A 16,837-nucleotide genomic window follows, 5' to 3' on the forward strand; every position below is an offset into this window, starting at 1 on the left:
CGGGATATACATGCCCTGAATCCTCGCGAGATATTTATCGAAATTACGAGTTCTTTCTGTCGTCATTTTGAGACGAATTCCATGGGTTGATATGAGGGTTTGGTGGCGGTTATTTTTCCACTATCTGACGCCATGAAGGCGTCATTTTTAGTGTTGTATAAGAAGAAAATAGCGTCAATCTTGCGGCCGATGAGTGAGGTCGTGGCACGGCATGGGAGAGCCACTGAGGTGTTGAACGGTCGAAGGATGCGTCAGGAGGGTGCCGAGACGCCGCTGGACAGCGCGCGCCAGGCGTGCCGCGGTTCGCTGCTGTGGGTGGCGGGTTTCAGCCTGTGTCTCAACCTGCTGTTGCTGACGCCCGCGCTGTACATGCTGCAGGTGTACGACCGGGTGATCACCTCGGGCAGCGAGGCCACCCTGCTGATGCTGACGCTGCTGGCGGTGTTCCTGTTCGTGGTGATCGGCGGGCTGGAGTGGGTGCGAGCGGGCGTGCTGGTGCGCCTCGCCAACCGCCTCGACGAGCGTGTCGTCGGCCCCCTGCACGCGGCGATGTTCCGCCGCGGACTGCGCCAGGCGGGCGGGCAGGGAGCCGGGCCGCTGGACGATCTCGACAGCCTGCGCCAGGGGCTGGCGGGCGGCGCGCTGCTGGCCTTCTTCGATGTGCTCTGGGTGCCGGTCTATCTGGCCCTGCTGTTCCTGTTCGATCCCTGGTTCGGCGTCTTCGCCACCGTGGCCGGCCTGCTGCTGCTGGCGCTGGTGGTCATCAGCGAGAAGGCCACCCGCGGCTGGCTGGAGGGCGCCGGGCAGGAGATGGCGGCCTCCCGTCAGCGGGCGGCGGAAAACCTGCGCAACGCCGAGGCCCTCGAGGCCATGGGCATGCTGTCGAGCATCGCCGGGCGCTGGCTGTCGCACCATCGCCGCGGGTTGTGGCAGCAGTCGAAGGCCAGCGACCGGGCGGCCATGCTGTCGAGCCTCACCCGGGCGCTGCGGCTGCTGCTGCAGTCGATGATCCTGGGGCTCGGCGCCTGGCTGGTGCTCGAGGAGCGCATCACCGCCGGCATGATGATCGCCGGCTCCATCCTGCTGGGCCGTGTGCTGTCGCCGGTCGATCAGCTGGTCGGCGGCTGGCGCAGCATCGTGGCGGCCCGGGCCGCCTACCGTCGGCTCCAGGCGATCTTCCGCGAGGCGCCGCCGCCCGCGCCTCCCATGTCGCTGCCGGCCCCCCGGGGGCGGCTGACGCTGGAGGGCGTGACCGCCGGGCCGCCGGGCGGACGGCGGCCCATCCTGTCCGGCATCGATCTCGATATCGCCCCGGGGCAGCAGGTCGGCATCATCGGCCCCAGCGCCGCCGGCAAGTCGACCCTGGCGCGCCTGGCGCTTGGCGTATGGCCGGCCCAGGAAGGCTGCGTGCGGCTGGACGGCGCCGATATCGCGCGCTGGGACCGCGGCGTCCTGGGCCCCCACCTCGGCTACCTGCCCCAGGACGTCGAGCTGTTTGCCGGCACCATCGCGGAGAACATCGCCCGCTTCGCCGAGGTCGATGGCGAGCGGGTGATCGCGGCGGCGCGCCGCGCCGGGGTCCACGACATGATCCTGCGGCTGCAAGACGGCTACGACACCTGGCTGGCGCCGGGCGGCGGCCTGCTCTCGGCCGGCCAGCGCCAGCGCATCGGCCTGGCGCGGGCGCTGCATGGCGATCCGGTGCTGGTGGTGCTCGACGAGCCGAATGCCAACCTGGACCACCGCGGCGAACAGGCCCTGGCCGAGGCCATGGAGGCCCTGCGGCAGGATGGCGTGACCCTGCTGGTGATCAGTCATCGCAGCGGCGTGCTGAAGCGGGTCGACCGCTTGCTGGTGCTGGACGACGGGCGGGTGTCGCTGTTCGGCCCCCGGGACCGGGTGCTGGAGCGGATGGCGGCCCGGCGACAGGAACGACGCGAAGCCACCACCCAGGGAGGCGCCCATGCAGCCGACACATGATGATCCCCGGCCACCGGTCGACGACCGGCGGCATCGCCTCGCGGGGCTGGCGCTGGTGCTGGTCTGCGTGCTCGGCTTCGGCGGCTGGGCGGTCTCGGCCGAGCTGGCCGTGTCGGTCATCGCCTCCGGCCGGGTCGAGGTGGCCTCGTTGAAGAAGACGGTGCAGCACCTGGAAGGCGGCATCGTGCGACGCATCGCGGTCGAGGAGGGCGATCGCGTCGAGGAGGGACAGACGCTGCTGGTGCTCGACCCGACCCAGGTCGAGTCGAGGCTGCAGATCGCACGCTCGCAGTTCCTGATCAATCGCGCCGCCGAGACCCGGCTGATGGCCGAGCAGGCCGGCGACGAGCGCCTGACGTTCCCCGATCAGCTCGCCGACGCCGAGTCGCCGCGCATCGCACAGCTCAAGGCGGTCCAGCGCGGGCTCTTCCTCTCGCGGCGCGAGGCCCTCGAGGGGGCGCTGGCGTCGCTGGAGGAGCAGAGCGAGCAGCTGCGCCAGCGCATCGAGGGGCGCGAGGCGATGATTCGGGTCAGCCGCGAGCAGCTTGCCTCGCTGCGCGAGGATGCCGAGGCCTATCGTTCGCTGTTCAAGGACGGGCTGGGCGACAACCGCCGGCTGAGGGAGCTGGAGCGCGAGGTGCTGCAGTATCAGGGTGAGATCGAGCAGCATCGCACCGAGATCGCGCGGCTGAGATCGCAGATCAGCGAGAACGACCTGAAGAAGCGGGTGCGCGTCGAGGAGTTCCGCCAGGAGGTGGGCGAGCGCCTGCGCGAGACCCGGCGCCAGATCGCCGACGCCGAGGAGCGCATGACCGCGCTGCGCGACCAGCGGCGCCGCACCACGGTCGAGGCGCCGGCCGCGGGCACGGTGGTCGGCCTGGCCGTGCATACCCGCGGCGCGGTGATCGAGCCCGGCACCACGCTGCTGGAGATCGTCCCGGGCGGCGGAGATTTCGTGGTCGAGGCCCGGGTCGACGACCGCGACATCGACAGCGTCTATCCCGGCCAGTCGGCGGAGATCCGCTTCAGCGCTTTCAACCGTCGCCGCTCGAGGCTCCTCGATGGCACCGTGCAGCGGGTGTCCGCCGACAGCTTCACCGACGAGCGCAGCGGTCAGCGCTACTACGAGGTGCGGATCCGGGTCAGCGAGGCGGAGCGCCAGTCGATGCCGGATTCGATGCGACTGCAGGCGGGCATGCCCGCCGAGGTGCGGCTGCAGACCGCCAGTCGCACCTTCGCCAGCTACCTGGCCAAGCCGGTGAGCGACATGCTGGCGCGGGCCATGCGGGCCGACTGAGCCCGCCGATCAGGCCGCGCGCGAGTCACGCCCTCGCCGCCGCAGCGCCCGGCCAAGCAGGGCCAGGAAGACCGGCGCCCCGGCGAGCAGGTAGAGGTGGTAGCTGACCAGGCGCCACACCACCACGGCGGCGGCCGCCTGGTCGCGGGCCAGCAGCGGCAGCAGCAGGGCGCCGACGCTGAGCTCGGCGGCACCGGCGCCGCCGGGCAACACGCTGAACTGGCTGGCCGCCATGGCCAGCATCTGCACCACGAAGGTCCAGGCCCAGTCGCCCAGCGTCTCGTCCTGGCCGGCGATGCCGAGCACTGCCAGGTAGAGCAGGCTGTAGCGCAGCAGCCAGTGCAGGCAGCACAGGGCGAAGATCGCCGCCAGTATCCGCGGCGGCAGGCGAAGGGTAGCGATCAGGGTGCGGCGACCGCTCAGCAGCTGGCGGGCGATACGCCGCCGCCGCGTAAGGCCCGGCCAGGCGAGCCAGGGGCGACGCCGCAGCAGCCGGGGCAGCCAGGCCAGTATCGCCCCCAGGCCGACCAGCAGCAGGCCGAGGCCGAGCAGGGCGGCGCCGATCAGCAGGCGATGCGGCCAGTCGACGGCGCCGACCAGGGTCGCGGCCACCAGCAGTGCGAGCATCACGGCGAAGAACAACAGGTCGCAGCACTGGTCGACCAGGTAGATGGCCGTGGCCCGCGCCGGGGGGTAGCCGCGCCGAGCCAGCAGCAGCAGGAAGGTGGCGGCGCCGCCGGTGCCGCCCGGCGTGGCACACAGTGCGAACTTGGCGGCCATCTCGAGGGCCAGGGCGCCACGCTGTCCCAGGCGTCCGGCGCGTCCCGAGAGCAGCAGGCGCCAGCGGAGGGCGTTGAGGTTCCAGCACACCACGGCGATGCCGACCATCAGGGCCAGCAGGGTGGCGGGGAAGTCGCCGAGGGTCGCGAGGGTGCCCCGCCCCCCGAGCCACCCGGTCACCAGGAGGGGGGCGAGCAGCGCCAGGCCCAGCAGGCCGAGGTGGCGCCGTCGCCAGGCGATCGCCCTGGCCGGCCCGCTCATGCCCGTTCGGCACGCGCGACGGCGGCGCCGGCCTCGTCGTCGACCAGACCGGCGTAGTGTCGGCACAGGTCGTCGATGACGGTGTCCCAGTGGAAGTGACGCTCCACGTGGCGTCGCGCGTGGCGGCCCATGGCGGCGGGATCGTTGAGGAAGAGCTCCCGCACGGCGCGGGCCATGTCGTCGGGATCCCCCGGGCGGCAGAGGACCCCGGCCCCGAGCGGCACGTACTCCTTGAGCGCCCCCGCCCGGGCCGCGACCACCGGCACGCCGCAGGCCATCGCCTCCTGGGCCACCAGGCCGAAGGTCTCGCGGGTGCCGGCATGCAGCATGGCGTCGGCGCTGGCGAGCGCCCGGGCCACCTCGGCGGGAGGGCAGTAGCGGGGCACCACGCTGACGTTCCCGGGCGCCCGGCTCGGCATGCCGGGGCCCATCAGCAGCAGGTGGTAGCGAGGTCCCAGGCGGGCCATGGTGGCCATCAGCACGTCGATGCGCTTCTCCGGGGAGTGACGGCCGGCGAAGACCAGCAGGCGCTTCCGGTCGTGCACGCCCAGCGCCTGGCGCAGCGTCGGGTCGCGATGACGGGGGTGAAAGGCCGCCAGGTCGACGCCCAGCGGCTGCACCCGCACCCGCGCCACGCCCCAGTCGGCCAGGCGCTCCGCCATGGCCGTGCAGGGGGCCAGCACGCTGTCGAAGCGGCCGTAGAGCTCGCCCACGTAGCGCTGCAGGCGCCGGCGCACCGCGGCCCCGAAACGATCGCCCATGAGCCGCGGCAGGTCGGAGTGGAAGAAGCCCACCGTGGGCACGCCCAGGGCCTGGCCGGCCTCCACGGCGGCCCAGGCGGTGACGTAGGGGTCGCCGGCCTCGATCAGGTCGGGGCGCATCGCCACCAGGGCCTCGCGCCAGGGACCGCGGCGCAGCGGGAAGCGATAGCCCTGGCCGAGGGGAATCCGCGGGGCGGGGAGGGTATGCACCACGCCCAGGGCACCGCGCTCGGCGCCGGGCACCAGCAGGCTGCCACGCAGGCCCGGTCGGTTGGCCAGCCCCCGCCGCTTGGCCTCGAGGTAGGTGCGCACCCCGCCGCTGGCGGGCGCATGGAACATGGTGACGTCGACGATGTGCAAGGAGCCCTCCTGGCGCTGGCGTGTCCTGCCAGCCTAGGGCCCTCCTGCGACAGTTTTGCGACAGCCCAACGCAGGACGGCGACCCGAGGGTCGCCGTCCTGCGTGTCGCCTGCGGGTCACGCCCGCCGGGAGGGGATCAGACCGCGGGGCGACCCACCAGCGAGCGGGTCTCCTCGCGGGCCTCGGTCAGCGCCACGCGGATCACGTCGCCGAGCTTGAAGCGCTCCTCGCCCTCGATCTGGATGCGGCCGTCCTTGTCGTCGATCGCCACCTTCTTGCGGTCGCTGTGCATCAGCGGGGCCGGGACGAAGGCGGTGGCGCCGTTGGCGGTCAGCCGGACCCGCATGCCGCCGCGGTTGATGGCGATGATCTCGGCCTCGAAGGTCTCGCCGGCCTCGGCCGCGGGCGTCAGGTAGCGCACGTAGAGCCAGTCCTTGACGTCGCGCTCGGCCATGCGGTTGAGCCGGCGGCGCTCGGTGAGCTGCTCGGTCAGCGCCTGGCTGGCCTCGGCCGGGGCCTGCTCGCCCTTGAGCACCCGCTTGATCAGGCGGTGGTTGACCATGTCGCCATACTTGCGGATCGGCGAGGTCCAGGTGGCGTAGGCGGCGAGGCCGAGGCCGAAGTGCGGGCCAGGCTGTGCCGACATGCTGGTGAAGCCCTGGAAGCGGCGCAGGCGGGCGTCGAGCCAGGCGTCGTCGCGGCCCTCGAGCTCGCGCTTGAGCTCGGTGTAGCGGGAGAGCTCGGTGAGCTGCTCATGCTCGACCTGGATGTCCTGCTCGGCCAGGAACTCCTGGGCGGCCTCGGCCTTCTCGGGCTCGAAGGCGCGGTGGACGTTGAAGATGCCGTGGCCGACGTGCTCGGCGAGCAGGTGCGCGCAGCAGGCGTTGGCGGCGATCATCGACTCCTCGATCATGCGGTTGGCGATGCGCCGATGCTCGGTGCGGATGTCCAGCACGTTGCCGGCGTCGTCCAGGTCGAAGACGAAGTCCGGGCGGTCCTTGAAGACCAGGGCGTGGGCCGCGCGCCAGGCGCTGCGCGCCTCGGTCATGGCCTCAAGCGCCTTGAGCTGCTCGCCGATCGCCGCCTCCGGCGCCCAGTCGCCCTGGCCCTCGAGCCAGTCGGAGACCCGGTCGTAGGCCAGCTTGGCGTGGGAACGGGCGGTGGCGGCGAAGAAGCGGTAGTCGCCGAGGCTGCCGTCGGCGCCGATCTCCAGGGTGCAGGCCAGCACCGGGCGGTCCCGGTCCTGCCACAGCGAGCAGAGGTCATCGGCCAGCTGCTCGGGCAGCATGGTGACGTTCTGGCCCGGCAGGTAGACGGTAAAGGCGCGGGTGCGTGCCTCGAGGTCGGCGGCGTGACCCTCCTCCACGTAGGCGGTGGGGTCGGCGATGGCCACGGTCAGCGACCAGCCGCCATCCTCGCGGGGCCGGATGCGCAGGGCGTCATCCATGTCCCGGGTCTTCTCGCCGTCGATGGTGAAGAAGGGCTCGGCGGTCAGGTCCTCGCGCTCAAGGCCCTCGTCGCGCAGCGGCCAGTCGTCGCCGGCGTCCGGGCACTCCTGCTCGAGGGCATGACGCGCCAGGGTCACGCGCCACGGCACGGCAGGGTCGTCGGTCTTGGCCACCAGCTCGTCGATCTGGGTGAAGAAGGCGCGATCATCGGGCTTCAAGGGGTGGCGGACCAGGCGGGCCACCACCCAGTCGCCGTCGCCGATGCTCGCCTCGTCGAGGCTGCGCTTGATGCGTGCCTTGAGCGGGGCGTTCATCGACGGATGGTCGGGGATCACCGCCAGGCGACCGTCGCGCTTCTGCACGCGGGCGATGAAGCGCTCCATGCCGGTCTCGATCAGGGTATCGGGCTCGACGGACGTCTTGTCGCCCTCCTCATGGAGGATGGCCTCGACGCGATCGCCGTGCAGCACCTGCTTCATGGCGGGGGGCGGCACGAAATAGGAGTCACCGTCGTCGGTCTCGAGGAAGCCGAAGCCCCGGTCGGTGGCCTTGATCACACCCTCGACGCGAGGGGTGTTGTCGCGGATCTGTTGCTTGAGCTGAGCAAGCGCCGAATTGTTCTGCAGCATGGTCACGATCGGTTGGCGAGTAGGGGGGCCACTATACGGATTCGCGCCCCCGGCGCCAAACGCCACGGGGCGCGCCCACGGCGAATCAAGCGCTTGCGTCGCGCCTCTCTCGGCGCCCCTTCTCAGCGCACCGTGATCACGCTGCAGTCGGCGGCGTGGCCGACCTTGTGGGAGACGCTGCCGACGACCAGTCCCTGGAGATCGCCCAGGCCCCGGCTGCCCATCACGATGGCGTCGACGTCGCGCCGCCGCGCCTCGTCGAGGATGGTGCGGGTCGGGTCACCCTGGGTAATCATCGTCTCGACATGGTGGATGCCGGCGTCCCGGGCGACCTCCTCGGCGCGGTCCACGACCTGGCGGCCGGCCGCCTCGAGCTCCGCTTCGGAGGCCTTGAGGTCGACGGCGCCGATGCCCCAGACCATCAGCGTCTCGTGGGCGAGCTTCTCGGGAATGTGCAGCAGGATCAGCGCCGCCTGCGCCGGCTTGGCCAGCTGGCAGGCCACGGAGAGGGCCTTCTTGGCGTGCTCGGAACCGTCGATGGGGACCAGGATGGAGTGAAACATGGGCGGACCTCCAGGCGAGACGAGAGTGGGCTTCCTACCGATGAGCCTAGTCCTCTCACGGGCGGCCGCCATGATTCGGGTCAAGCATCGCGTGGCGTCTCCCGGGGGCGCTCGTCGCTGGCCTCCAGGCGCCTCAGCTGGCGCCAGAGGTCGCGGCGCAGGTCGGCGAGGCGAGGCGCCTCGTCCGGGGCGAAGGCGAGCGGGCGCGCCAGGCGCTGGGTGCGCAGCCCCAGCCGCGCGCCGAGCAGCCCGATGCCGAGCCCCTGGGCGGCGCGGGTCGAGAGCTTGCCGGCGAGGTTCATCGTCAGCATCTCCATGCTGGCCTCGCCGGCGATCTCGCTGGCGCCGGCGAAGGCCATCTGGTAGAGCACGCGGCGCAGCAGCCGCAGGCGCGCGGCGTAGCCGAGCTCCAGGCCATAGAGCCGGCACAGCCGGTCGACCATCGCCAGGTGGCGCCAGGCCACCAGGGCCATGTCGACCAGGGTCAGGGGGCTCACCGCCACCATGATCGCCGTCTCGCCGGACATCCGCGAGATCAGCCGGCTCGCCTCGCGATCCCGGGGCGCGAGGAGGTGGTGGTCGAGCAGGGCCTGCACGTCGCGCCCGTCGTGGTGGGGCTCCCGGGCCGCCAGGAAGGCCTGCCAGTGGGGATGGTCGTCGTCCAGGGCCATGCCGCGGCGCAGCCGCTCGGCGAGCGCCTGCGCCTGGGCCGGGGAGGCCTCGGGCAGCGCCGCCAGGCGCGCGCGCAGCGTGGCGTGGCGGCTCAGGCGGCGAAGACGTGCGAGCTCGCGCGCCAGCGCCGTGCCGCCGAGGGCCAGTGCCAGCACGAGCAGCAGGCTCCAGGCGCCGGCCAGCCAGTCGCCGCCGAGGCTCGCGGCATACAGGCGATGGCCGGCCTCCAGCGCGCCGAGGCCGAGGCTGCCGCCGAGCAGGGCGAGCAGTCCCCAGCGGCGCTTGCGCGGGCGCATCAGGCCGGCCTCCAGCGCCTGAGCCTCGCGCTCTGCCTGGGGCTCCGGTGCGGTCGGTGGGCGGCTCGGCGCCGCCTGATCGAACGATCGGCCGGGTCGCGGGTCGGCGGGGCCGGTGTCGTCGTGGGGCGCGCCGTCGTGCGCCTCATCGAGGGCGAAGTGCTCTCCGGGGCGCGGGTCGGGCTCGCGGGGCGGGGTCATGGCAGCTTGTCTCCGATCAGCCAGTCCAGGGCGGCGTCCATGCGGATGTGGGGCAGGGGCGTGCCGGGCTCCCGGGGCAGCGGGCGAAAGGCGGTGAAGGCGAAGCCCTGGCGGGCCCAGAAGTCGGCCCGGGGCAGGCGTGCGGGGAGCTCGCCGGGAAACAGCAGCCGCGCCTCGCCGTCCAGCGTCGTGCCGCGCAGGGCCGGCGAGGGCTGCCCCCGGTGGTGGACCTCGCGGTGCTCGGTGGCGCGAATCGCCGCCAGCGACAGGGCACGCACCGGCACATCGGCGAAGCGCAGGTCCTTCAGGGGCTCGGCCAGCAGCGCCTCGAGCAGGGCGACCAGGCGGTCGTGCTGCTCGGGCGTGACGTGGTCGGCCTTGGTGGCGGCGATGGCCAGGCGATCGATGCGCGGCGCGAAGAGGCGCGTCAGCAGGCTGCGCCGGCCGTAGTCGAAGCTCTGCATCAGTCGCGTCAGCGCCCGGGAGAGGTCCTCGAAGCGCTCGGGGCCGGCGTTGAGGGCACCGAGCACGTCAACCAGCACGATCTGGCGATCGAAGCGCCGGAAGTGCTCGCGGTAGAAGGGGCGCACGATATGCTGCTGGTAGTGGCGAAAGCGCCGCGCCAGAGTGGCGTAGAGGCTCTCGGCCGGGAGGGCGGCGAGGGTCTCGCGGTCGACCTCTTTGATGCCGGGCAGCGGGAAGAACTGCAGCACGGGGGCCCCCTCGAGCTCGCCGGGCAACAGGAAGCGCCCCGGCTGCAGGTCGGCGAAGCCGGCCTCCCGGGCGGCCTTGAGCCCGCTCGCGTAGCGCTCGGCGATCTCGGCCAGGCGCGCCTCGTCGACCTCCTCGGCGGGGTCGAGGCCGTCCACCGCCGCCCGCCAGTCGGCGAACAGGGCGGCGCGCGCGCTGCCCTCGTCGTGGCGCTGGGCCTCGCTCCAGCTCAGGTAGTCGTGGTCGAGCAGCGGCAGGTCGAGCAGCCACTCGCCGGGATAGTCGAACAGGTCCAGGGTCAGCTGGCGGGTCTCGCCGCCGAGCAGGCCGCTGCGCGTGGGGCGATAGCGCAGGGTCAGGCGCAGCTCGCTGATGCCGCGGGTCGGCTCGGGCCAGCGCGGTGGCTCGCCGTCCAGGGCCGCCATGGCCTGGTCGTAGGGGAAACGCGGCACGCCCAGGTCCTGCTGCTGGACCCGGCGGGCGCCGAGCAGCCGCCCCTCCCGGGCGGCGGGCATCAGGTCGAGGCGCGCCTCCAGGCCGGCGTGGCGCAGCTGGTTGACCAGCGAGGTCAGGAAGGCCGTCTTGCCCGCCCGCGACAGGCCGGTCACCGCCAGGCGCAGCTGGCGGTCGCGGCCGCGCTCAAGCAGGTCTTGGAGGTCACGGGGCAGGGAGGGGCGCATCGGCTATCCTGGCAGGCGGCTTGGGTCGCCCTAATGTGCGGGTCGTGACGGCCCCTGACAAGGGACGCGTCGATGAAACGCCCGCGGTGGCGCCGTCGGGCTAGCGCGGCGGTATCGCCCCCGCGGGGACCGGCTGGACCAGCCCGAACAGCTGCAGCAGCAGGGGGGTGGCGGCGATCACGAACCCCAGCACCGCCAGGCCGCGACCGAGCACGCGCTGCTCCGGGCGCCGGGCCAGGGTCAGCCCGCCGATGCAGATCAGCAGGCCGAGGATGTTGAAGACATAACCGAGCATCTGCAGCAGTTCGAAGGCGGTCATGGGACTCCCTGGTGGTGGGTGAGAAGGGGGACGGCTACCCTCTGATGGTATCAGCTTCGTCCCGGTGCATGAGGAGGATCCTATGGAAGAGCATCGTCCCGAGACGGTGATCGACTTCTGGTTCGGGGAGCTCAAGCCCGCCCAGTGGTTTCGCAAGGACGCGGGCCTGGACGCCGAGATCGCGCGGCGCTTCGAGCCGCTGCTCACGGCGGCCGGGCGCGGCGAGCTGTGGCAGTGGCGGGCCTCGGCCCGGGGGCGCCTGGCCGAGGTGATCGTGCTCGACCAGTTCCCTCGCCATATCCATCGCGACTCAGGGCGGGCCTTCGCCTGGGACCCGCTGGCCCTGGTGCTGGCGCAGGAGGCCGTCGCTCACCAGGCGGATCGCCTGCTCGACGTGCCCTGGCGCGCCTTCCTCTTCATGCCCTACATGCACAGCGAGTCGCTGCGCATCCACGACGAGGCGCTGCGCCTGTTCGCCCAGCCGGGCCTCGAGGAGAACCTGCGCCACGAGCAGCGTCATCGCGACGTGCTCGAGCGCTTCGGACGCTATCCCCATCGCAACGACGCCCTGGGGCGCGACTCGACGCCCGCGGAGCGCGCCTTCCTCGATCGGCCCGGATCGCGGTTCTAGCGGCCGCGATCGACGGGGCCGGCACGCCGGGCTTTTCTCCCGCCCGCCGCCGAGGCACCATCGAGGCCTCGTGGCCTTCGCGCCATCCCGCAGAAAAGGAGTGTGTTCCATGGGTATCATCGCCTGGCTCATCATCGGGGGCCTGGCCGGCTGGATCGCCGGCCATATCATGCGCGGCGGCGGTTTCGGCCTGCTCGGCAACATCGGCGTCGGCGTGGTCGGCGCGGTGGTGGGCGGCGGGCTTTTCAACCTGCTGGGCCTGCATGCCGGCGGCTTCGTCGGTTCGCTGGTCACCGCCATCGTCGGCGCCGTGGTGCTGCTGTGGGTCATCGCCAAGGTCAAGAAGGCATGACGCGCTAGCCGCCCGGCCGGGGCCGTTCAGGGCCCCGGCGGGCGGCCGATCCACATGGCCCCGTCGGGCCTGGCAATCGCAAGGGCCTCGCATGTACGTACTGAAACGCCTCGGCGCCGTGCTGATTCGCGGCATCGCCGACATGGGCTGGCGGGTGCTCGGGCTGCTGCTGCTGGCTTACCTGCTGCTTTCCTGGCTCGGCCTCACCCTCGCCGGGGAGACGGCGCTGGTCGCCTCGCCAACCGCCTTCCTCTATTACATGGTCGTCACCACCTCCACCGTGGGCTACGGGGACGCCTCCCCGGTGACCCGCGGGGGACAGCTGATGGTCGTGTGCTTCATCATTCCGGTGGGGATCGGGCTCTTCGCCACCCTGCTGGGCAAGGCCTCCGCCTCGGTGATCGCGCAGTTCACCCGGCGACTCAACGGGGAGCAATCGATCGTGCAGAAGGATCATATCGTCATCGTCGGCTACAACGCCTATACGGCCTCGCTGGTCGAGCAGGTGCGCGAGGAGGCGCGGCCGGGTCAACTGGTCGCGCTCTGCGTCGATGGCGGCGCGCCGTCCCGCAACCCCTTCCTCGAGCAGGGCGTGGAGTACTTCCGCGCCGCCTCGCTGTCGGACGAGTCGCTCTACGAGCGCGCCGCGGTCAAGGACGCCTCCCTGGTGGTGGTCGATGTCGAGGACGACAGCGAGACCAACCTCGTCTGCATGCACCTGTCGGCGCTGGTCGGTACGCACTGTCGGATCACCGCCTACGTGAAGAACCAGATGGTGGGGCGGCTGCTCGAGACTCACTGTCCCAGGGTCAATGTCATTCCCTCCCTGCACCAGCAGATGCTGGTCAAGGCCGCCGTCGACCCCGGCAGCGAGGAGGTCATCCGCCTGCTGGTCGACGCCGACCAGGCACAGACCCAGTACTCGACCCGCCTGCCGAGCCTGCCGGCCCCCCAGTCGGTCGCCTCGGTGGCGAGTCGCCTGCGTCGGGGCTGCCGTGCCTCGCTGATCGCGATTCGTCAGGGCGAGGCGCCCTACCCGGTGCTCAACCCCGACGACGAGGTGCTGCTGGCGGCGGGGGACGAGGTCTTCTACATCGCCGGGCGCCGGCTCTCCCCCGAGGAGATCGCCGAGTACCTGGCCGCCGAGCTGACCGGGGAGCCGGCGGGGTGACGCGGCGCTTCCCGCGGTCGGCTCAGTCGGCCGGTGCAGGCAGGATGCGCCGGTAGCGATCCAGGCAGCGATCCAGCCAGTCGCCCTCGAGCCGGATGTCGCTGGGGGCGGCGGGCAGCCTGAGCTCGAGCAGGAAGAGGCCGTGACGCTCGCTGTCGGGCGTGGCAAGGCGGCCGCCGAGCCCCCCGGCGAGGTCCGCCGGGAGCGATGCGAGGCGCCGCCAGGTGAGACGCAGGGCCTCGCGTTCCTCCAGGTACTGGAAGCGCGCCGCGTCCTTCAGCACCGCCATGCCGCCCTGCACCAGCCCCTGGGAGAGGCTCTCCAGGGTCCGGTAGCCCGGGGCGCCGGCGGCCCGGCAGGCGTGGCCGCCCTCCACGTAGCAGCGCTCCCGCGCCTCCGGATCCGCCGGCCAGCGGCCGCCGCGGCGCCGCTCGGGGGTGGCGACGAAGGGCACCATCACCGGCACGGCCGGGGTGCCGTCATCGAGCCGCGTCGCCCGCGGGACGATCACCCCGTGGGGCAGCTGGCTCGCCAGCCAGCGGTAGTCGCAGGCCTGCTGGATCCGGGCCCGGGCATCCTGGGTGGTGTGATGGGCGCCCTGCAGGGAGCGCAGCAGGGAGAGAGTTCTGAGTAGCACGCCATGACCTCGCGTTGGACGCCACTATCTTCCCGACCGGGCGGTGGCCTGGCAAGCGTCTCGTCCCCAAACGAGAGGCGCCGGGGACAGGTCGAAGGGGAGGTCCTATGCCAGGGATGGCATCGGAAGCGCCCAAGGATGGGTTTACAGCGCCTCCCCGATGGTCCGACAGTTCGGGACCTGTCACCGGATTGGCCTCGAGTGACGTGACTGGATTCGCCGGGCCTAACGAGCACCGCCCGACTGTCTCCAGCCGGGCGGTGAGGGCGTGCCGTCTTCCCCGTCGGGGAAATCAGGCGGTGGCGGGCTGGCCGACCAGCTCCTTGAGGGACGCCTCGACGATGGCCAGGCCCTCCTCGAGCACCTCGTCCTCGATGGTCACCGGCATCAGGAAGCGGATGGTGTTGCCGTAGAGGCCGCAGGAGAGCAGGATCAGCCCCTTCTCGCGGGCCTTCTTGCACAGCGCGGCGGCGAGGTCGGCGTCCGGGGTGTGGTTGGCCTTGTCGGCGACCAGGTCGATGGCGGCCATGGCGCCCATGTTGCGGCCGTTGTCGACGCAGTCGAAGTCCTGCTGCCACCGGGCGAAGCGCTTGGCCAGCTTGTCGCCGAGCGCCTGGCTCTTGCCGAGGATGTCCTCCTCCTCGAACACCTCGAGCACCGCCAGGGTCGCCGCGCAGGAAACCGGGCTGCCGGTGTAGGTGCCGCCCAGCGAGTTGCCGCCGGAGGCGTCCATGTGCTTGTCGGTGCCGACCACGGCGGAGATCGGCATGCCGTCGGCCATGCTCTTGGCCATGGTGATGATGTCCGGCTCGACGCCGCTGTGTTCGATGGCGAATAGCTTGCCGGTGCGACCGAAGCCGGACTGCACCTCGTCGATGATCATCAGGATGCCGTGCTCGTCACAGATCTCGCGGATCGCCTTGAGGAAGCTGGCCGGTGCCGGGTAGAAGCCGCCCTCGCCGAGCACCGGTTCGAGCACGATCGCCGCGGTGTCGCGGGGGTTGGCATCGGTCTTCAGCGCCATCTTCAGGCCGCGCAGGGCCTCGTCCTCGCTGACGCCGTGGTAGGGCACCGGATAGGGCGCGCGGAAGACGTTGCCCGGCATGGTGCCGAAGTCGGTGGCGTAGGGCGCCACCTTGCCGTTCATGGCCATGGTCATGAAGGTACGGCCGTGGTAGCCGCCGTCGAAGCAGATGACGTTGTTCTTGCCGGTGGCCGCACGGGCGACCTTGACCGCGTTCTCCAGCGCCTCGGCGCCGGAGTTGGCGAGCATCACCTTGGCATGGCCGCGCACCGGGGTGACCTGGCTGAGCTTCTCGGCCACCTTCACGTAGCCCTCATAGGGCATCACGGTCTGGCAGGTGTGCATGACCTTGTCCAGCTGGTCCTTCACCGCCTGGACCACCTTGGGGTGGCGGTGGCCGATGTTGAGCACGCCGATGCCGCCGGCGAAGTCGATGATGCGGTTGCCGTCGGCATCCCAGATCAGGGCGTTCTCGGCGCGGTCGGCGAACTGGGTGGCCGGGCTCGCGGCACCGCTGGCCACGTAACGCTGCTTGAGGTCGTTGAGTTGGGCGTTATTCATGAATCTCTCCTGTCAGGATCACCTGGCGCTCAGAGGCCGCCAATGCAGACGTACTTCAGTTCAGTGTAGTCGTCCAGTCCGTGGCGCGAGCCCTCGCGGCCCAGCCCCGATTCCTTGATGCCGCCGAAGGGCGCCAGTTCGGTAGAGAGGATCCCCTCGTTGACGCCCACCATGCCATACTCCAGCGCCTCCATGACATGCCAGATGCGGGCATAGTCGCGGGCATAGAAGTAGGCCGCCAGCCCGAACTCGGTGGCATTGGCCATGGCGATGGCCTCGGCATCGTCATGGAAGCGGAACACCGGGGCCAGGGGGCCGAAGGTTTCCTCCCGAGCGACCCGCATCTCGGGGGTCACATCGGCGATCACCGTGGGTTGATAGAAGGTGCCCCCCAGGGCGTGGCTGTCGCCACCGCACACCAGCCGGCCGCCCTGCGCCAGGGCGTCCTGCACGTGCGCGTTCACCTTGTCCACGGCCGCGTCGTTGATCAGCGGCCCCTGCACGACCCCCTCCTCGAGGCCGTTGCCCACCTTGAGCTCGGCGACCCGCGCGGCGAGCTTCTCGACGAAGGCGTCATAGACCCCGTCCTGCACCAGCAGGCGGTTGGTGCAGACGCAGGTCTGGCCGGAGTTGCGGAACTTGGAGGCGATGGCGCCCTCCACGGCGGCATCCAGGTCGGCATCGTCGAAGACGATGAAGGGGGCGTTGCCGCCGAGTTCCATGGAGGCCTTCTTGACGGTGCCGGCGCACTGCGCGAGCAGCGTCTTGCCGACCGGGGTGGAGCCGGTGAAGGAGACCTTGCGCACCCGCGGGTCGGTGGTCAGCACCTCGCCGATCACCGCCGGCTGGCTGGTGGTGACCACGTTCAGCACGCCGGCCGGCAGGCCCACGTCCTCGGCCAGCTTGGCCAGCGCCAGGGCGGTCAGCGGGGTCGCCTCGGCGGGCTTGATGACCACCGTGCAGCCGGCGGCCAGGGCGGGGCCGACCTTGCGGGTGATCATGGCCAGCGGGAAGTTCCAGGGCGTGATGGCGGCCACCACGCCGACCGGCTCGCGCACCACCAGCAGCCGCTTGTCGGCGCCGTGGCTGGGCAGCGTCTCGCCGGCCATGCGCTTGGCTTCCTCGGCGTAGTATTCGATGAAGTTGGCGCCATAGGCCACCTCGCCCATCGCTTCGGCCAGCGGCTTGCCCTGCTCGAGGGTCATCAGGCGTGCCAGCGGTTCCTGGTGGGCCATGATGGCGTCGAACCAGCGACGCAGCAGGGCCGAGCGCTCCTTGGCGTGACGCTTGCGCCAGGCCGGCAGGGCGGCATCGGCGGCGGCCACGGCCTCGCGGGCCTGCTCGCCGGAGAGATCCGGGACCTCGGCGAGGCATTCGCCGGTGGCGGGGTTGGTCACGGCGAAGCGGCGGTCGCCGTCACGCCATTGGCCGGCCACGTAGGCCTTGTCGATCAGCAGTTCAGGGGGGGTAGTCATCGGGGCTCCTCGTGTCTTGATCATCTTG

General features: G+C 71.4%; 15 protein-coding genes. 5 read left to right on the top strand and 10 right to left on the bottom strand.

Going from position 1 to position 16,837, the window contains the following annotated elements; translation table 11 throughout:
- The first annotated feature begins 228 nt into the window (after positions 1-228).
- Both FIU83_RS04575 and FIU83_RS04580 read left to right on the top strand, forming a co-directional pair.
- A complete protein-coding gene (locus tag FIU83_RS04575; RefSeq protein ID WP_253939536.1) occupies positions 229-1,980 on the top strand; it encodes a type I secretion system permease/ATPase in 1,752 nt (583 codons plus the stop codon).
- The gene (locus tag FIU83_RS04580) at positions 1,964-3,277 is read left to right on the top strand and encodes an HlyD family type I secretion periplasmic adaptor subunit (protein ID WP_152482971.1); all 1,314 of its coding nucleotides are present in this window, start codon (positions 1,964-1,966) and stop codon (positions 3,275-3,277) included. The genes FIU83_RS04575 and FIU83_RS04580 overlap by 17 nt, the downstream gene beginning before the upstream one ends.
- A 9-nt stretch (positions 3,278-3,286) precedes the next feature.
- Here FIU83_RS04580 and FIU83_RS04585 read toward each other — a convergent pair whose 3' ends face one another.
- The 7 genes from FIU83_RS04585 to FIU83_RS04615 all read right to left on the bottom strand — a co-directional run bounded on the left by FIU83_RS04585 (position 3,287) and on the right by FIU83_RS04615 (position 10,958).
- Complete coding sequence (locus tag FIU83_RS04585) at positions 3,287-4,318, bottom strand: lysylphosphatidylglycerol synthase transmembrane domain-containing protein (RefSeq protein WP_152482972.1); 1,032 nt, start codon at positions 4,316-4,318, stop codon at positions 3,287-3,289.
- Positions 4,315-5,439 (bottom strand): glycosyltransferase, encoded by a 1,125-nt coding sequence (locus FIU83_RS04590; protein ID WP_152482973.1) that lies wholly within the window; start codon positions 5,437-5,439, stop codon positions 4,315-4,317. Before FIU83_RS04590 ends, FIU83_RS04585 begins: the two co-directional genes overlap by 4 nt.
- Positions 5,440-5,575: 136 nt before the next feature.
- Positions 5,576-7,516, bottom strand: a complete 1,941-nt coding sequence (locus FIU83_RS04595; protein ID WP_152482974.1) for an exoribonuclease II — start codon at positions 7,514-7,516, stop codon at positions 5,576-5,578.
- 122 nt (positions 7,517-7,638) lie between these two features.
- Positions 7,639-8,079, bottom strand: coding sequence for a universal stress protein (locus tag FIU83_RS04600; protein WP_152482975.1), 441 nt, complete (start codon positions 8,077-8,079; stop codon positions 7,639-7,641).
- A gap of 80 nt (positions 8,080-8,159) precedes the next feature.
- On the bottom strand, positions 8,160-9,248 hold the full coding sequence (locus FIU83_RS04605; protein ID WP_152482976.1) for a TIGR01620 family protein: 1,089 nt from the start codon (positions 9,246-9,248) through the stop codon (positions 8,160-8,162).
- Positions 9,245-10,639, bottom strand: a complete 1,395-nt coding sequence (locus FIU83_RS04610; RefSeq protein WP_152482977.1) for a YcjX family protein — start codon at positions 10,637-10,639, stop codon at positions 9,245-9,247. Before FIU83_RS04610 ends, FIU83_RS04605 begins: the two co-directional genes overlap by 4 nt.
- Before the next feature lie 100 nt (positions 10,640-10,739).
- Positions 10,740-10,958: a hypothetical protein gene (locus FIU83_RS04615; protein WP_152482978.1), complete on the bottom strand. Its 219-nt coding sequence runs from the start codon at positions 10,956-10,958 to the stop codon at positions 10,740-10,742.
- Positions 10,959-11,040: 82 nt separating this feature from the next.
- Between FIU83_RS04615 and FIU83_RS04620 the strand changes: the two genes are divergently transcribed.
- The 3 genes from FIU83_RS04620 (at position 11,041) to FIU83_RS04630 (ending at position 13,112) form a co-directional block, all read left to right on the top strand.
- On the top strand, positions 11,041-11,589 hold the full coding sequence (locus FIU83_RS04620) for a DUF924 family protein (RefSeq protein ID WP_152482979.1): 549 nt from the start codon (positions 11,041-11,043) through the stop codon (positions 11,587-11,589).
- Positions 11,590-11,698: 109 nt separating this feature from the next.
- On the top strand, positions 11,699-11,941 hold the full coding sequence (locus FIU83_RS04625; RefSeq protein WP_108444788.1) for a GlsB/YeaQ/YmgE family stress response membrane protein: 243 nt from the start codon (positions 11,699-11,701) through the stop codon (positions 11,939-11,941).
- Positions 11,942-12,032: 91 nt separating this feature from the next.
- Positions 12,033-13,112, top strand: a complete 1,080-nt coding sequence (locus FIU83_RS04630; protein WP_172976013.1) for an ion channel — start codon at positions 12,033-12,035, stop codon at positions 13,110-13,112.
- A gap of 22 nt (positions 13,113-13,134) precedes the next feature.
- On the opposite strand, the gene FIU83_RS04635 is transcribed toward FIU83_RS04630, so the two are convergent.
- The 3 genes from FIU83_RS04635 to FIU83_RS04645 all read right to left on the bottom strand — a co-directional run bounded on the left by FIU83_RS04635 (position 13,135) and on the right by FIU83_RS04645 (position 16,809).
- Positions 13,135-13,749, bottom strand: a complete 615-nt coding sequence (locus FIU83_RS04635) for a hypothetical protein (protein WP_152482981.1) — start codon at positions 13,747-13,749, stop codon at positions 13,135-13,137.
- Positions 13,750-14,041: 292 nt separating this feature from the next.
- Positions 14,042-15,334 (bottom strand): 4-aminobutyrate--2-oxoglutarate transaminase, encoded by a 1,293-nt coding sequence (gabT, locus tag FIU83_RS04640; protein ID WP_152482982.1) that lies wholly within the window; start codon positions 15,332-15,334, stop codon positions 14,042-14,044.
- 29 nt (positions 15,335-15,363) lie between these two features.
- On the bottom strand, positions 15,364-16,809 hold the full coding sequence (locus FIU83_RS04645; RefSeq protein ID WP_152482983.1) for an NAD-dependent succinate-semialdehyde dehydrogenase: 1,446 nt from the start codon (positions 16,807-16,809) through the stop codon (positions 15,364-15,366).
- Between the last annotated feature and the right edge of the window lie 28 nt (positions 16,810-16,837).

Origin of the sequence: Halomonas sp. THAF5a (assembly GCF_009363755.1) — a bacterium.
Classification (GTDB): domain Bacteria; phylum Pseudomonadota; class Gammaproteobacteria; order Pseudomonadales; family Halomonadaceae; genus Halomonas.

Bases quoted from the DNA above. Each gene is read 5' to 3' on its own strand.
- FIU83_RS04605 (WP_152482976.1), bottom strand. From the start codon at position 9,248: ATGACCCCGCCCCGCGAGCCCGACCCGCGCCCCGGAGAGCACTTCGCC.
- FIU83_RS04595 (WP_152482974.1), bottom strand. From the start codon at position 7,516: ATGCTGCAGAACAATTCGGCGCTTGCTCAGCTCAAGCAACAGATCCGC.
- FIU83_RS04620 (WP_152482979.1), top strand. From the start codon at position 11,041: ATGGAAGAGCATCGTCCCGAGACGGTGATCGACTTCTGGTTCGGGGAG.
- FIU83_RS04645 (WP_152482983.1), bottom strand. From the start codon at position 16,809: ATGACTACCCCCCCTGAACTGCTGATCGACAAGGCCTACGTGGCCGGC.
- FIU83_RS04585 (WP_152482972.1), bottom strand. From the start codon at position 4,318: ATGAGCGGGCCGGCCAGGGCGATCGCCTGGCGACGGCGCCACCTCGGC.
- gabT (WP_152482982.1), bottom strand. From the start codon at position 15,334: ATGAATAACGCCCAACTCAACGACCTCAAGCAGCGTTACGTGGCCAGC.
- FIU83_RS04625 (WP_108444788.1), top strand. From the start codon at position 11,699: ATGGGTATCATCGCCTGGCTCATCATCGGGGGCCTGGCCGGCTGGATC.
- FIU83_RS04615 (WP_152482978.1), bottom strand. From the start codon at position 10,958: ATGACCGCCTTCGAACTGCTGCAGATGCTCGGTTATGTCTTCAACATC.
- FIU83_RS04600 (WP_152482975.1), bottom strand. From the start codon at position 8,079: ATGTTTCACTCCATCCTGGTCCCCATCGACGGTTCCGAGCACGCCAAG.
- FIU83_RS04610 (WP_152482977.1), bottom strand. From the start codon at position 10,639: ATGCGCCCCTCCCTGCCCCGTGACCTCCAAGACCTGCTTGAGCGCGGC.
- FIU83_RS04580 (WP_152482971.1), top strand. From the start codon at position 1,964: ATGCAGCCGACACATGATGATCCCCGGCCACCGGTCGACGACCGGCGG.
- FIU83_RS04630 (WP_172976013.1), top strand. From the start codon at position 12,033: ATGTACGTACTGAAACGCCTCGGCGCCGTGCTGATTCGCGGCATCGCC.